The sequence below is a fragment of the Vibrio mytili genome, assembly GCF_049563345.1.
Taxonomy (GTDB): Bacteria; Pseudomonadota; Gammaproteobacteria; order Enterobacterales; family Vibrionaceae; genus Vibrio; species Vibrio mytili.
On sequence record NZ_CP110482.1, the window covers coordinates 1,373,073 to 1,387,366 of the forward strand.

The 14,294-nt window shown below is 45.1% G+C and carries 12 protein-coding genes; 5 read left to right on the forward strand and 7 right to left on the reverse strand.

Features of this window, described 5'->3' with window-relative positions; genetic code table 11:
- The first annotated feature begins 80 nt into the window (after positions 1–80).
- Complete coding sequence (locus tag ONE56_RS19660; protein ID WP_331437966.1) at positions 81–1,760, forward strand: RluA family pseudouridine synthase; 1,680 nt, start codon at positions 81–83, stop codon at positions 1,758–1,760.
- Between the two features lie 49 nt (positions 1,761–1,809).
- Here ONE56_RS19660 and ONE56_RS19665 read toward each other — a convergent pair whose 3' ends face one another.
- From ONE56_RS19665 to ONE56_RS19675, 3 genes are all read right to left on the reverse strand, one after another.
- Entirely contained in the window at positions 1,810–3,150 is a 1,341-nt protein-coding gene (locus ONE56_RS19665; RefSeq protein ID WP_423840808.1) for an MATE family efflux transporter, read from the reverse strand.
- A 245-nt stretch (positions 3,151–3,395) separates the two neighbouring features.
- Positions 3,396–3,677 carry a hypothetical protein gene (locus tag ONE56_RS19670; protein ID WP_423840809.1) on the reverse strand — a complete coding sequence of 94 codons (282 nt, stop codon included), beginning with the start codon at positions 3,675–3,677 and terminating at the stop codon, positions 3,396–3,398.
- 225 nt (positions 3,678–3,902) lie between these two features.
- Positions 3,903–4,187 carry a pyrimidine/purine nucleoside phosphorylase gene (locus tag ONE56_RS19675; RefSeq protein WP_423840810.1) on the reverse strand — a complete coding sequence of 95 codons (285 nt, stop codon included), beginning with the start codon at positions 4,185–4,187 and terminating at the stop codon, positions 3,903–3,905.
- Between the two features lie 274 nt (positions 4,188–4,461).
- Here ONE56_RS19675 and ONE56_RS19680 point away from each other — a divergent pair, with 274 nt between their 5' ends.
- Both ONE56_RS19680 and ONE56_RS19685 read left to right on the forward strand, forming a co-directional pair.
- Positions 4,462–4,905 carry a DUF2850 domain-containing protein gene (locus ONE56_RS19680; RefSeq protein ID WP_423841160.1) on the forward strand — a complete coding sequence of 148 codons (444 nt, stop codon included), beginning with the start codon at positions 4,462–4,464 and terminating at the stop codon, positions 4,903–4,905.
- A 364-nt stretch (positions 4,906–5,269) separates the two neighbouring features.
- The gene (locus tag ONE56_RS19685) at positions 5,270–7,819 is read left to right on the forward strand and encodes a glycosyl hydrolase family 18 protein (RefSeq protein WP_423840811.1); all 2,550 of its coding nucleotides are present in this window, start codon (positions 5,270–5,272) and stop codon (positions 7,817–7,819) included.
- Positions 7,820–7,998: 179 nt separating this feature from the next.
- On the opposite strand, the gene ONE56_RS19690 is transcribed toward ONE56_RS19685, so the two are convergent.
- On the reverse strand, positions 7,999–8,862 hold the full coding sequence (locus ONE56_RS19690; protein WP_423840812.1) for an alpha/beta hydrolase: 864 nt from the start codon (positions 8,860–8,862) through the stop codon (positions 7,999–8,001).
- A 118-nt stretch (positions 8,863–8,980) separates the two neighbouring features.
- Complete coding sequence (locus tag ONE56_RS19695) at positions 8,981–9,571, reverse strand: TetR/AcrR family transcriptional regulator (protein WP_423840813.1); 591 nt, start codon at positions 9,569–9,571, stop codon at positions 8,981–8,983.
- Positions 9,572–9,986: 415 nt separating this feature from the next.
- Between ONE56_RS19695 and nhaD the strand changes: the two genes are divergently transcribed.
- Both nhaD and ONE56_RS19705 read left to right on the forward strand, forming a co-directional pair.
- Positions 9,987–11,414 (forward strand): sodium:proton antiporter NhaD, encoded by a 1,428-nt coding sequence (gene nhaD / locus ONE56_RS19700; RefSeq protein WP_423840814.1) that lies wholly within the window; start codon positions 9,987–9,989, stop codon positions 11,412–11,414.
- Positions 11,415–11,615: 201 nt separating this feature from the next.
- Positions 11,616–12,224: a YitT family protein gene (locus ONE56_RS19705; protein ID WP_041155184.1), complete on the forward strand. Its 609-nt coding sequence runs from the start codon at positions 11,616–11,618 to the stop codon at positions 12,222–12,224.
- A gap of 129 nt (positions 12,225–12,353) precedes the next feature.
- Here the strand turns inward: ONE56_RS19705 and ONE56_RS19710 are convergent, their stop codons facing one another.
- Together ONE56_RS19710 and ONE56_RS19715 are read right to left on the reverse strand one after the other, a co-directional pair.
- Positions 12,354–12,836, reverse strand: coding sequence for a methylated-DNA--[protein]-cysteine S-methyltransferase (locus tag ONE56_RS19710; protein ID WP_423840815.1), 483 nt, complete (start codon positions 12,834–12,836; stop codon positions 12,354–12,356).
- Entirely contained in the window at positions 12,833–14,200 is a 1,368-nt protein-coding gene (locus ONE56_RS19715) for a DNA-3-methyladenine glycosylase 2 family protein (RefSeq protein WP_423840816.1), read from the reverse strand. Before ONE56_RS19715 ends, ONE56_RS19710 begins: the two co-directional genes overlap by 4 nt.
- Positions 14,201–14,294: the final 94 nt, after the last annotated feature.

Sequence of the window (14,294 nt, forward strand, 5' to 3'; positions counted from 1 at the left end):
GATGTGGGTCAGGTATATGGCATTCTTGAATCAAACATGTACAATCCTCGCTCAATTTTTTACTCGTGCGGATATTCACCATGCACTCTCCTGAACACTGTTTTACTCGCTTTACTGCTGATATTTCTGGCTATACGTTACCTGAGCAGTTTACGTTTCCGTTCTACTATACACCGCATCCGCTTTGTGTATTGGCCGCTGAGCAGTTACAACAGAATTTGCTCACGCAAAGCGATTTTGATCATGATTTTGGCCTGGACGCTCATAAATCAGGACGTGGAAAAATGTTCGGTGTGCTCTTGGTGAAAAATAAACAAGGAGAGCTGGGTTATCTAAGCGCCTTCTCCGGAAAAATCGCGGATAAAAACTTGCTGCCAGGCTTTGTGCCACCAGTTTATGATATGTTGACCGATCTGGGTTTCTTCCGTGCAGAAACTGATGCCATCAATGCGGTCAATACCGACTACAGAAAGGCAGCAGCTAACCCTGAATTGGCTGAGCTAACAGCAGACATTCAAGCCGACCGGGCGGCTTACCAACAAGCAGAACAGCAGCAACGACAAGTGATGATAGCAGGACGCGCTAAACGCAAAGAACAGCGTAGACAAGGCGAGCAAACACTCGGCCCTGACGCTCTCAAAGCATTGCTGGATGAGTTAAGTAAACAAAGCGTGGCCGACAAAAACCAACTAAAGCACCTCAAGATGATGTGGGATGAAAAGTTGGCAGTAAAAGAGCAGCGATTGGCAGAACTCAAACAGCAACTCAATGAGTTTAAAGCACTCAGAAAAGAGCGGTCTAACGCGCTGCAGCATAAACTTCACCGTCAATATCGCTTCCTCAATAGCTTTGGTGAATCACGTGATTTGGTGGATATTTTCGCCGAGACCAGTAACCCTGTACCACCAGCTGGTGCCGGGGAATGTGCGGCCCCCAAGCTACTTCAGTATGCTTTTAAACATGGCCTAAAACCGTTAGCGCTTGCCGAGTTCTGGTGGGGGGAATCTCCCAAATCGGAGGTGCGTCAACACAAGAAATTCTATCCATCATGCAACAGCAAGTGCCAGCCAATTTTAGGCCACATGATGCAAGGCTTGAATGTTGAAGCCAATCCCCTAGCCGAAAACTGGGCAGAAGATAAAGAGCTGGAAATACTTTACCAAGACGATGCCATGGTAGTTGTTAATAAGCCTTCAGGATTGCTATCAGTACCGGGAAAAACCATCAAAGACTCGGCCTATACGCGACTTCAGAGCCTATTTTCTGACGTGGAAGGACCTTTTGTCATCCATCGCTTAGACATGGCAACATCAGGAATCTTAGTGTTTGCGCTTACTAAGCGCGCCAATAAAAGCTTGCAAAAACAGTTCATGGCCCGGGGCGTAACAAAGCGCTATATGGCGTTGCTAGAAGGTGAACTCAAGGATTCAGAGGGTGAAATCTCATTACCAATGCGTGGCGATCCAGAAGACCGTCCACGTCAATTAGTTTGTTATGAACACGGCAAACCAGCCGAGACTTACTGGCAGTTGATTGAAGTAAAGAACGGCCGCAGTAAGGTATATATGTACCCTAAAACGGGTCGCACCCACCAACTGCGTGTCCACAGCGCGCATCATCTGGGCTTGAACATGCCAATGGTGGGTGACGGTTTGTACGGCGAAAAAGCCGAGCGTCTGCACCTGCACGCCGAAACATTAGAATTGGACCATCCCTATACAAAAGAGAGGATGGTGTTTCAGGCTGATTGCGAATTTTAAAGTTAGCGATGAGCAGGCACTGCCCTCTCATCGCTTCTGAGTCAAAATATCAACTCATTTTAAACTTGGTCCACACCTGTGAGCGCCAGCGTCTCGCCATGATGATACCGCGCATCCATTCATCAAGAGCAATCGCCATCCATGCTCCCAATACCCCGTAGCCCATATGAATACCAAAGATGTAAGAGAACAACACACCTAGACCCCACATACTCAGTATGCCCATCTGAACGGGGAACTTGATATCGCCAGCGCCCTTCAACCCAGCAATAAAAATCAAGTTAAATACTCGGCCCGCTTCAAGAACAATGGAGCCCAGAACAAGTGAACCCGTCAATGCCAATATTTCGGGTTGTTCAGTAAAGACACGCAGAATTTCGTCTTTGAATAGGTAGATCAGCGTTGTTGCGATCGTAGAAGCAGCAAAACCAACGAGAAAATAGATTTGTACTCGTTTAAGAATGCTCGTTACCCAACCTTTGCCAATGTAATAACCCGTTTGAATCTGAGCAGCCTGACCTATTGCCAAGGCAAAAGCAAAAGAAAATCGCGCGATGTTCTGAGCATAAGTAAACGCAGCCAAAGACGCGGTCCCCATCTGGACGACGAAGTACACAATACAAATTTGCGCAAGGTTATATGACAACACTTCACCCGCATTCATCCCACCAATTTTTAGAATCCTTTTATAAATATCTGCGGGGACTTGTTTGAGTGTCGACATCGGTAATGCAATGCTGCTACGAGCCAAAATAAGCCAAAACATCAGTGTGCCAATGACTTGGCTCACCACCGTTGCCACTGCGACACCCTGAACACCGAATACTGGCAACCCAAACGGTTGATACAACGCTATGTAATTGCCCGCAACGTTGAGTACACCACTAATTAAATTAACCATCATCGGCGAGCGTGAATAACCGTGACTACGTAAAATCGTGGTCAGTACAATGCCAATCGTTACGTTGAATGTCAGGGCACCACTAATAAGTAAGTACTCACGTGCATATTGCTCTACCTGAGCTTCTAAACCATAGTATGGCAGTAAAAATATCGCGCCAAGCACGGCTACAACACTCAATAACACACCGATGATTATAGATAAAACAATACTGGCAACCCCGACATCAACAGAGTCCTTATCCCGATCAGCGCCGTTGTATTGCGCGATTAGAATCCCAGTGCCACTGCTAACAAAAGTAGACACAACAATCAGAAAGAAGGTGATCTGAGTAATAACCCCAACCGCCGAGACCGCTTTGTCAGAATAGCCACTTAACATAAATACATCACTGGTTCCTAAAGCCGTCCGTAGCAAAATTTCGACAAATATGGGCCAAGCTAATGTCACGATCGACATACGTTGGTTGATTGTCTGGCCATTAGGCATAGTAGTTACCTTCACACAATGAAAAACTGCCCCACAAAAAATGTGAGGCAGTTAATAAAAATAATAATTAAAACTTGAAGTTTAACCAACCCAAGTGCAAGCGTGGATTCTAGTCATTGTTGGGGGGCATCAGCAACACAAATTCACGTTAAGAGTAAAAATATTTTTCATTGGTAGAATCAAAGACTGCTATTCTCGATAAAGCATGGAGAGGTTCAAATGATGAACACCGACTCTATACATGCCTAAAACAGATACATTGCCAACAATCCAAGTACTAATACCATGATAAGCGCGATGACTCGACGGGTGCGTCTCGGTTTATCTTTCGAAGGCGTGTTGTCAACATTAAACGTTCGTGAACTTGCTTTCTTTCTTCTCAAGCTATTAGCTATCGCACGTCTATACCGATCACGCCGCTTTTGCGCCGCATTCGCCACTTCCGTGAATCGGTGTCTCTGCTCGTCGGTGAAATCCTTAGACTCGTAACGAGGAGGGAGATCGGTATGTTTTTGTTGTATCGCCATCACTTCCTCCTTAGTGGTTATCTAATTCACTTGGTTACTTTAAGTATACACGTTAGTTACAGATATGCTGGGCAAACAAAAAAAGCCACTCAAGGTGGCTTTAGTCTCGATAGACAGGCGCAATTCAGGATTCACCATTCCCTCAGGAATACAACACCAGAACTTTGCCTTTTGTCATAGTAGATGACCTAAGTGAATTCGCCGAGTGGCGTAACTCAACTGAATTTACAAATATTCACACAAGTAAGCAGAAGCGTCTTTTACTTCAACTTCAAACGATGAGCTACCGTCTACATCGAACGACTCACCGCTAGAGTATGTTCTCCAGTCGCCTTCACCCGCAAGCTTAACGACGAGTGCACCTTTAACAACAGTCATACGCTCTGGGGCTTGAGTACCAAAGGTATACGTACCAGGAAGCATTACACCAACACTGATGTCCTGTTCATGTTGACTAAAACCGAGTGACTTAACGCCACCAGCGAAATAGCTATTTTCCTTAATGCTCATACTTGTTTTCCTTATCAATAATCCGCTCTTTTTTACCTTGTTTTTATCAATGACTCAATACTTAAATCTAATAACTATTTGGTTGGATATAGATCAAAAGTGTTGTATCAGGATGTAAAAACACTCTCTAGATCATGATTTGTTAACGGTAAATACAGGATCATTTGTAATTCTGTCAGAAGACTCGCACCATGATGTAAGCCGTTATACTGTCATGGCAACAATAAACCAAAACGCAAGATCGACCGTGCTCCACACGTGACCGAGGGAGGCCATTCTGAATCAGCGCACACTATTAAAAATCATTTTCGCTTTTGTCGGTGCTAGTCTTCTTGCCTTTACCAGCTATCAACTTCACCTCTCCTATCAAGCATCTATTAGTCCCACTAATATTTATGGTGAATGGATCGAAATAGGCGCACCACCTTATCAAACTGAGCGGCTCAACTTTACGTCTGAAGGGGTATACCGTAACCATCGCTTGGTCTCAACCAAGTTCGACTTTGATGGACAAACCATCACTCTTAACACCGGTTTAGGTAAGACGGTTTATCAACTATCCGGTTCACACCTATCACCACAGATTCGCCGTATTGAGCCTCTATTTCCAGACCAACGTTTTATTCGCAAAGGGTTTGAGCACACAGTTCAAGGATCAGAAATCGGCACAGCATCTAAACGCCGAGCAGCATTAAGCGAACATTTTAATAGCGATTAATTCAGTCCGTTAACTAACGAAAAAATGACAAAAAACCAAAATAAACAAACAGATAACCACAAAAAACCTTCACTCAAGGTCTTTTGAGTAAACGCTAAATTCTATTCTTGCCGAAAATAATTTGTTTATTGACTCAATATGGCATTTTCCGTGCAACAGAGTGTGAGTTTTATTTAACTTCCCTCATATCACTCGAAAACCGTTTTAATTTTTTTTGACGAAAAAAAACTCTCTGAAATGCTGTAGAGGATGCTTTTGCACATGGTGTGTGTTTTGGACAGGGTAAAAAACCAGTCATTTATGCGGTGCAAGAGCAGCTTAATGTTCCCTATAGAACACGAATCCAAGGATTGAGAGATAAGTTATGATTCGATTTAATCTATGTGCTGCTGGCGTAGCGTTAGCATTATCTGGCACTGCAGTGGCAGCGCCTACAGCACCAAGTATCGATCTGTATGGTTCCAATAACCTGCAGTTTTCTAAAATTGAACTGGCAATGGAAACCACATCTGGCTACAACAGCATGGTGAAATACCATGACCAAGCCACCATCACGGTAAAATTCAACCAGTGGAGTGGGACCTCTGGTGACACATACAACATCTATTTTGATGGCGTCAAAGTCGCAACCGGTCCAATTTCTGGTAGCCAAACCACAGCGACATTCGAATATGGTCAAGGTGGTTTGTACCAAATGGAAATCGAAGCATGTGATGAAACTGGCTGTGCGAAAAGCGCACCAGCTGAAATCACGATCGCAGACACCGATGGTTCTCACTTAAAACCGCTTACAATGAATGTCGATCCAAATAACAAGTCTTTCGACACCGATCCTAGTGTTGTCATGGGTACTTATTTCGTGGAATGGGGCATTTATGGTCGTGATTACACGGTCGATAATATGCCTGTCGATAACTTGACTCACATCCTTTACGGTTTTATCCCAATTTGTGGTCCAAATGAGTCAGTAAAATCAGTCGGTGGCAACAGCTTTAACGCACTGCAAACCGCGTGTAATGGCGTAAATGATTACGAAGTAGTCATCCATGACCCGTGGGCAGCCTACCAAAAGAGCTTCCCTCAAGCGGGTCATGAGTACAGCACCCCAATCAAGGGAAATTACGCAATGCTAATGGCGTTGAAACAACGTAACCCAGACCTGAAGATAATCCCATCAATTGGTGGTTGGACACTGTCAGACCCATTCTTCGACTTTGTGGATAAAACTAACCGTGACACTTTCGTAGCTTCGGTTAAAAAGTTCTTGAAGACTTGGAAGTTCTACGACGGCGTAGACATTGACTGGGAATTCCCTGGCGGTGGCGGTGCTGCAGCCGATAGAGGAGACTCGGTCAATGATGGTCCGGCTTACGTTGCCCTAATGCGTGAATTGCGCGCGATGCTTGACGAGCTAGAAGCAGAGACAGGCCGCACGTACGAATTGACGTCAGCTATCGGCGTAGGTTACGACAAGATTGAAGACGTAGACTACGCAGATGCCGTTCAATACATGGACTACATTTTTGCAATGACGTATGACTTTTACGGCGGTTGGAACAACGTACCGGGTCACCAAGCCGCGCTTTACTGTGGTTCATTCATGCGCCCTGGTCAATGTGACGGCAGCGGTGTAGATGAAAACGGTGAGCAGTTCAAAGGGCCTGCTTACACTGCAGATAACGCTATCCAACTTCTTCTTGCACAAGGTGTTCCTGCCAACAAGCTAGTCCTTGGAGCTGCCATGTACGGTCGTGGTTGGGAAGGCGTCACACCAGATACACTCACCGATCCAACCGATCCTATGACAGGTACCGCAACGGGTAAACTGAAAGGCAGTACAGCCCAAGGCGTATGGGAAGCGGGCGTTATCGACTACAAAGGCATTAAGTCATTTATGCTAGGAGCCGATAACAAAGGTATCAATGGTTTTGAATACGGTTATGACGCACAAGCCGAAGCACCATGGGTTTGGAATCGCTCAACAGGTGAGTTAATCACGTTTGATGATAAACGCTCTGTTATCGCAAAAGGTAACTACGCGAAGTCACTTGGTCTAGCAGGTCTATTCTCTTGGGAAATCGATGCAGACAACGGTGATATTCTCAACGCGATGCACGAAGGTATGTCTGGTGTTGTCATTGATCAGCCAAACAATGCACCAACGGCAGCGGCTGGCGCAGACCAATCAGTAACGGGTCCTGCCAGTGTTGTACTGGATGGTAGCCAATCGTCTGATTCTGATGGGACAATCGCTAGTTACGCTTGGGAACAAGTGTCAGGAGCAGCCGTGGTACTAACCAGTGCAAACACGGCAACAGCAAGCTTTGATGTAGCAGAAGTGACGACGGAGGAGCAGTTGACCTTCCAACTAACCGTGACTGATAACGAAGGCGAAAGCGCGACGGATCTCGTTGTGGTGACTGTACAACCAGCAGGCGTGGTTGAACCACCGCAAAACACCGCTCCTGTGGCACAAGTATCGGCACCAGCTACAGCCAATGCAGGTGACGTAGTGGTCGTTGATGCCTCTGCTTCAACGGATGCGGACAGCGACACACTCACATTCAATTGGACGCTACCGCAAGGCCTAAACGCAACAATTGAAGGTGCTAAAGTGACCTTTACTGCAGCGGAATACCCACAAGACACCAGCCTAAACTTTGCAGTAAGCGTAAGCGATGGCGAAGCATCTTCGACTGCAACCGCAACGGTTGTCGTAGCAGAGTACACCTCAGTCACTGACCCAGTGACATGTGACAACGCATGGGATCAGAGCACTGTCTACACAGGCGGCGATCAAGTCACTCACGCAGGCAGTACTTGGGAAGCAAAATGGTGGACACGTGGAGAAGATCCATCTAAGTCTGGTCAATGGGGTGTTTGGAAAGAAGTAGGTACAGCAAACTGTAACTAAGAGATCACAAGAGGTATATCAATCTGGATCAGGACATAATCACGTACTGATTAAGACTGGTAACAATACCGGAGATTGGTATAAACCTATCTGATCACGATGAGAAAAGGACAGCTTAGGCTGTCCTTTTGTTGTTCTTAACTTCATTATTATTAATAACTTAAAATGTAAGTAATCACTTACTTACCATCTGCTATTTCAACTAAACGATCGAAACTAGCAAACACTTGTTCGCACGTCATCACTCTTCCGTGACCTTGCCCTTGTGTAGTGACAAGCTCAACATTGTCGATATCATGCGCAGCTTGTGCAGACACGCTGTGTTTGGTGAATTTATCCTGTTTGTCATGCACGATGATGGTCGAAGAAGGGCGATTTGCAAGTCGCTCCATTGGGTTAATCGCCTGCAACGGATAGTCAAACTGTTCTTCAACTTCTGACACAACGGCATGGAACAGTTTCATCGAGTACCCAGATCGTGCAATGCTACCAAAGAGGTTTTCAACATAATTCAAAACCGGAGCGATAAGAAGCAAAGGCTTACCTTCTAGCTTACTGTGTCGACATTCCAACGCAGAGGCCGTCCCCATACTATGCCCCACTAAACCGACAATATCATCCACCGAATCGAGCACATCTTCCAGACCACGAATAAACCCAGGAATATGCCCATACTGCCCTTCACTTTCACCATGAGCAGGATGATCGTATGCAAGCGCCGTATAACCTTTTGCCGCAATATGTTCCATTAACGGATAGAACTGACTCGCTGTCCCCGACCAACCATGAGTCAGTATCCAAATCGGACCTGCACCCAATGAATAGGTTTTAATCATTCCGCTACGCCCTTGAATTTCATTTTTTACAAGCCCGTTCGGCTGGGCGTTTTTAGGCTGCGTGCGAACTGGCGTAAGCAATAACTTTCTTGCACTTTTTTTTGCGTGTGACGGCGCTAAAGTATGATGTAAACGGGTGCTAATGTTGACGAGGCTACGTTTGACACTAAAACGCTGCGAGGTGTTAAAGTAAATTTTCTCACTCATGATTTGTTCCTTCGTTATCAGCCAAAAAATAGAACGGTCGTGCTTTTAAGGCTGATAAGAAAGAGCGAACGTGTCGCTCTTTCTTTATTTGTTTGATTCTAGATTGATAGTCTGGAGATTAACCTTTCCATCGTGCAAATAAATTTTCGATGCCTTGCCAAAATAGCTTTTGACTCGCTTGTTCACCTTTAATTGAGTAAAACACATGAGCGCTTAAATACAGCCCGTACAAATCAAAAATCGCCTGGCTTGCCTCTAAATCTTCTGAGAACTCTTGGTTTTCCTTTCCTTTAATAACTTGTATTTCTAGATAATGTAACCACGTATCAATGGACTTTCTGAGTGCTGTTTGCAGCAAACAATCATCGGCAGCACTGTCATTCCAGGCATCAAGAAACATGCAACTGCCTTGAAACGAGTGATTCCATGTCATCCAGTTATCCAACAGCCCTCGAATTTTGTGTTCAATATTGTCATCCCCCAACTCTCTAACAGGTGCGATGACTCGCTCGGTAAAAACTTGGTTCGCATACTCCAGCACCGAAAGCTGTAAATTCAGTTTAGAGTTGAAATGGGCAAACAAACCGCTTTTTGACATGCCACACTGCTTAGCGAGTTCACCAATTGTCAAACTCTCGAGCCCTTGCTCACTGGCGATCTGAAAGGCGCGTTGCAGAATCAGTTCTTTGGTCACTTTTCCTTTTTTCATAGCTGTATTTTTAGCACGATCGTTCTAAATTGCAAGAATTGTTCACCCACATCAAAATGAGAGCTCTCTCTCACTCACTGAAAATAGGGACTCTAGGCGACTAGAATTAGTCACTTCTCACAAAAAACGTTGTTCATTTCATTTAGATTGGGCGCATTAACTTGCTCATTAAACGGAGGCAGTATGTGGGCACCCCAAGAAATCGTTCCATTTCTAGAGATCAGTCATTGGTTGACTTACGGTTTGTATGCCGCCGCCATTCTTTGTGGCATCGCTAGCATTGCGTCACTCAAAAAGTAGCCACTCACTCAAAGACACACTAATGATTAGCGTCTAACGTTAATTCGAACTCTCTCACAACTAAACGGTTCATTTGTGTCTACTATTTCTCCATTAAGACAAGGGAGAAATGTCGATGCCAATTTATTTAGTCATAGCTTTCTGTTGTTTATTATTTTCCAACTCGAGTATGGCTTCCACAACCAATGAGCTCAATCTGGTTAACTCAGCAGTCGGGTACACCGCTCTCATTCTCTTTTCCATTGCTTATATTCTCGTGATGCTAGAAGAGTATCTAAAAATGAGAAAATCCAAGCCTGTACTATTGGCCGCTGGATTAATTTGGATTCTCATCGGCTATACATTTGCTCAGCATAACCAACCCGACGTTGCGAAAGCTGCGTTGGAGCATAACTTACTGGAATACGCAGAGTTGTTACTGTTTCTACTTGTCGCGATGACTTACATCAACGCAATGGAGGAACGCAAACTGTTTGATGCTCTGCAAGCTTGGATGGTCGGAAAAGGCTTTGGTTTTAAACAGTTGTTTTGGCTCACGGGTTTTCTTGCGTTTATTATTTCTCCTATCGCTGATAACTTAACAACGGCTCTGCTCATGTGTGCAGTGGTCATGAAAGTTTCAGGGGACAACCCTAAATTCGTTAACATTGCTTGTATCAATATCGTTATCGCAGCAAACGCAGGCGGCGCTTTCAGTCCATTTGGTGATATTACAACCTTAATGGTCTGGCAAGCAGGTCATGTCCACTTTGCAGAGTTTATTCCGCTATTTGTGCCTTCTTTGCTCAACTATTTCGTGCCTGCATTTGTTATGTCATTTTTTGTACCTAACACCAAGCCAAACACGGTACATGAGCATATCGAGTTGAAGCGTGGTGCGAGACGGATTGTTCTGTTGTTCATCCTTACCATCGCTACCGCCGTCTGCTTCCATGCATTGCTGCATTTCCCTCCGGTCATCGGCATGATGATGGGATTAGCTTATTTGCAATTCTTTGGCTATTTTCTACGCCAAACACTTAAGCAATCCCTCGCGAAAAAAACAGCAATCGCCATTGCCAATGGAGATGAACAGGCCTTAAAACGCATCGGCTCTGTCGTTCCGTTTGATGTCTTCCACCGGGTATCACGGGCGGAGTGGGATACGCTTCTGTTCTTTTATGGTGTTGTGATGTGCGTGGGTGGTTTGAGTTTACTTGGCTATTTAGAGTTGGTTTCAAATGTCATGTATACAGAGTGGAACCCAGTGTGGGCCAATGTGATGGTTGGGGTGCTCTCTGCCATCGTAGATAATATCCCCGTTATGTTTGCCGTCTTAACCATGGAACCAAGTATGTCGATAGGAAATTGGCTGCTCGTCACATTGACGGCCGGCGTTGGTGGCAGCTTATTGTCGATTGGTTCAGCTGCTGGCGTGGCATTAATGGGAGCCGCTCGCGGACAATATACCTTTTTTGGTCACCTAAAATGGGCGCCCGTCATTGCAATCGGCTATGCCACCAGCATCGGAGCACATTTATGGTTAAATAGTGGTTTATTCTAGGCTCTGTTGCGCTTCCATAAACGACATGTGTACATTATGTTAAACAGTTCACATTGCACCTATTTTGGCTGAAAACTCGACATTGGTCACTTTTCAAGACATGTTATTGAGCGTTTTTTTGGACCGACAATATTTAGGTCCGCTGTCCTTCCCACTTTCACCCTATGCGGAAGGCTTGATTAAACCCAAGGAACATGTTTTATGGATAATGATCATAGCTTAAGAGAAAATCTGCTGGCGCTAATGCTCGGTAGCGCACTGGTGTCGTTAGGCGTCATATTTTTTAGTAAAGTTGGACTACTAACAGGAGGAACCGCTGGATTGGCCATCTTCCTTACCAAAGTCAGCGATTTCAGTTTTGGACAAGTTTTCTTCCTGCTTAACCTCCCGTTTTACATTCTTTCCGTCAAACGGATGGGATGGCGCTTCACAATCAATACGCTTATCGCCGTGTCACTGGTTTCTTTTGCCGTTGACCACCTGCACCATGTATTGGAAATATCGAGAATCGCGCCAATTTACGCTGCATTAATAGGCGGTGGGATGATCGGCACTGGAATGCTGGTCATTTTCCGTCACAAGATGAGCTTGGGAGGATTCAATATCCTAGCGTTGTTTTTACAGGACCGTTATGGCATTCGCGCAGGCAAAGTTCAAATGGCTCTGGATTGTGCCATTGTCATAATGTCTCTGTTTATTGTTGATATTTACCTAATTGGTCTCTCAGTGATTGGAGCGGTCGCTACAAACCTAATTTTGGCAATGAACCATAAACCAGGGCGATATCAAGCCAAACCTCAGTTGACTTAAAGCGACGCCTATTCTCACTGTCGCGAGCAAACTAAGCCCCGGAACCATGGTTTCGGGGCTTCCTAATTTTGAGTGCGCAGGATTTACACAAACGAGGTTTAATTAATCAAGTCCTTATCTGGATTGCGACTAAAGCTTGTTACCTTGCTCTAACGCCAGCAAACCTTGCTTTCGCTCCACGCCACCAGCATACCCGGTCAGCTTACCATTTTTACCAATCACTCGATGGCAAGGCACGACAATAGAAATAGGGTTTTTACCATTTGCCAACCCTACTGCACGTACCGCTTTTGGGTTGCCAATCGCATTCGCCAGATCCTGATAACTCCATGTTTCACCGTAAGGGATTGTGGTTAGCGCTTGCCAAACTTGGTTTTGGAAATCGGTTCCTTTTGCAGCAAGTGGGAGATCAAAGTCATTACGTAACCCAGTAAAATACTCTTGCAACTGAACAACACTTTCACTCAACACCGGATGATGATCTTCTCGATCACCAAGCTCATCCGGTTTCGTTGTGCAGGTTTCAAACCAAATGCCAAGCAAACCATCAGCGTTGGCCTGAATGGTGACTTCGCCAAATTGACTAGTCATGACGGTATAAACTTTTTTCATGATTGGTTCCATAAATGAAAGGTGGCATAACTCCCCCATGGAGAGACGGCATGTCGGTCAAACGAAGGATAGCGTTGCATGGTTCTCTTCACCACTAGATCGTTATCTAGCAAGCAATCAGGAAGAGACTGCCCACGAAGTTGAACGTAATGAATCGTCCACGGGCCAATGCCTTTTAAATCAAGCCACTGTACCGGATCGATCTTTGGTTTTTGCTGCATCAATTGTGCAAAACGAATTAAGGTGTCTTTACGGCTCTGCGGCATACGTAAATAACTAATATCAGCATTGGCAATCGTATCAGGTTCTGGAAAGTAGCGTATCGCGCCCGGAGCACTCTGTTTCTCGACCAATAAATTGAGCTGTCCAATTGCGGCTTTTACAGAAACTTGCTGACCTAAAATCGCACGGATCCCCGCCTCCCAAGGGCTCCATACCCCCGGAATCCGAATGCCTTTTTCAGTTACTAAGCCCGGAACCGCGGAATTCAGGTAATGCTCTACCGTGTCAATATCAGTATCGAGATCGAACATACGGCGCACACCTAAAACCAAACGTTGCAATTGAGTAACATCATCGATTTCAAACTCTAAATTAAGATGACTGTCTCTTTTTGTCGCTTTGAACCATGCTTGGCTATTCTCAATACACACCGTTCTCTGATAGCTCTCTTGAGTCACGTTTTCTACACCTTCAATCGCTCGTATACGGTAGAAATTGAGCATGTGTTGCCAATTTAACTCACCTCGAAATGGCAAAACTATTTGATGACCGCCTGATGATTGGACGAGTTGCCGCCGAACTTGGGACGGCGTAAGCTTCAAACACTTTTGAAACGCATCGTTAAATCGACGTGTACTATTAAAACCAGCAGCAAAGCCAATATCGGTAATGGACATCGAACTCGAATGCAATAACTGCTTAGCAAACATGAGTTGCTGATATTGGGCATATTGTTTTGGCGGCATACCGAGGTATCGCTCAAAAAGCATTCTTAAATAGCGGTCAGAGACTCCTAGTCGCTCAGCGAGTTCGGTGACAGCGCTGTGCTGAAGTTCACCATTGTCGATCAAAGTCATCGCTCGCTGAAATGTTGTTTCCACACCTTTCCAGGCCCAAGAGCCGGGCGCGCTATCCGGTCGACAACGCAGGCATGGGCGATATCCAGCCTTAAGTGCTTGTGCTTTATCAGTGAAATATTCGACATTCTCTTCGTTAGGTAAGTTAGCCGGACAAATTGGCCGACAAAAAATACCTGTCGTTTTCACCGCAACATAAAAGCGGCCATCAAAGCGAACGTCTCTGGAAACGCGAGCCTTTTGACATTGTTCGAAAGTCAGCGAAGTATAAGGGTGCAGTGGCATTAGATATGTCCTTTCGAGCGACTCGTGGATGAAAGATACTATGAAATATGTCTATATTGTAGGACTCACGCGAAACAATAGTAGCCATTTACGG

What these genes read in the sequence shown, in the direction of transcription:
- nhaD (WP_423840814.1), top strand. Translation starts at nt 9,987, where the DNA reads ATGCCAATTTATTTAGTCATAGCTTTCTGTTGTTTATTATTTTCCAAC.
- ONE56_RS19705 (WP_041155184.1), top strand. Translation starts at nt 11,616, where the DNA reads ATGGATAATGATCATAGCTTAAGAGAAAATCTGCTGGCGCTAATGCTC.
- ONE56_RS19660 (WP_331437966.1), top strand. Translation starts at nt 81, where the DNA reads ATGCACTCTCCTGAACACTGTTTTACTCGCTTTACTGCTGATATTTCT.
- ONE56_RS19685 (WP_423840811.1), top strand. Translation starts at nt 5,270, where the DNA reads ATGATTCGATTTAATCTATGTGCTGCTGGCGTAGCGTTAGCATTATCT.
- ONE56_RS19690 (WP_423840812.1), bottom strand. Translation starts at nt 8,862, where the DNA reads ATGAGTGAGAAAATTTACTTTAACACCTCGCAGCGTTTTAGTGTCAAA.
- ONE56_RS19695 (WP_423840813.1), bottom strand. Translation starts at nt 9,571, where the DNA reads ATGAAAAAAGGAAAAGTGACCAAAGAACTGATTCTGCAACGCGCCTTT.
- ONE56_RS19675 (WP_423840810.1), bottom strand. Translation starts at nt 4,187, where the DNA reads ATGAGCATTAAGGAAAATAGCTATTTCGCTGGTGGCGTTAAGTCACTC.
- ONE56_RS19670 (WP_423840809.1), bottom strand. Translation starts at nt 3,677, where the DNA reads ATGGCGATACAACAAAAACATACCGATCTCCCTCCTCGTTACGAGTCT.
- ONE56_RS19710 (WP_423840815.1), bottom strand. Translation starts at nt 12,836, where the DNA reads ATGAAAAAAGTTTATACCGTCATGACTAGTCAATTTGGCGAAGTCACC.
- ONE56_RS19665 (WP_423840808.1), bottom strand. Translation starts at nt 3,150, where the DNA reads ATGCCTAATGGCCAGACAATCAACCAACGTATGTCGATCGTGACATTA.
- ONE56_RS19715 (WP_423840816.1), bottom strand. Translation starts at nt 14,200, where the DNA reads ATGCCACTGCACCCTTATACTTCGCTGACTTTCGAACAATGTCAAAAG.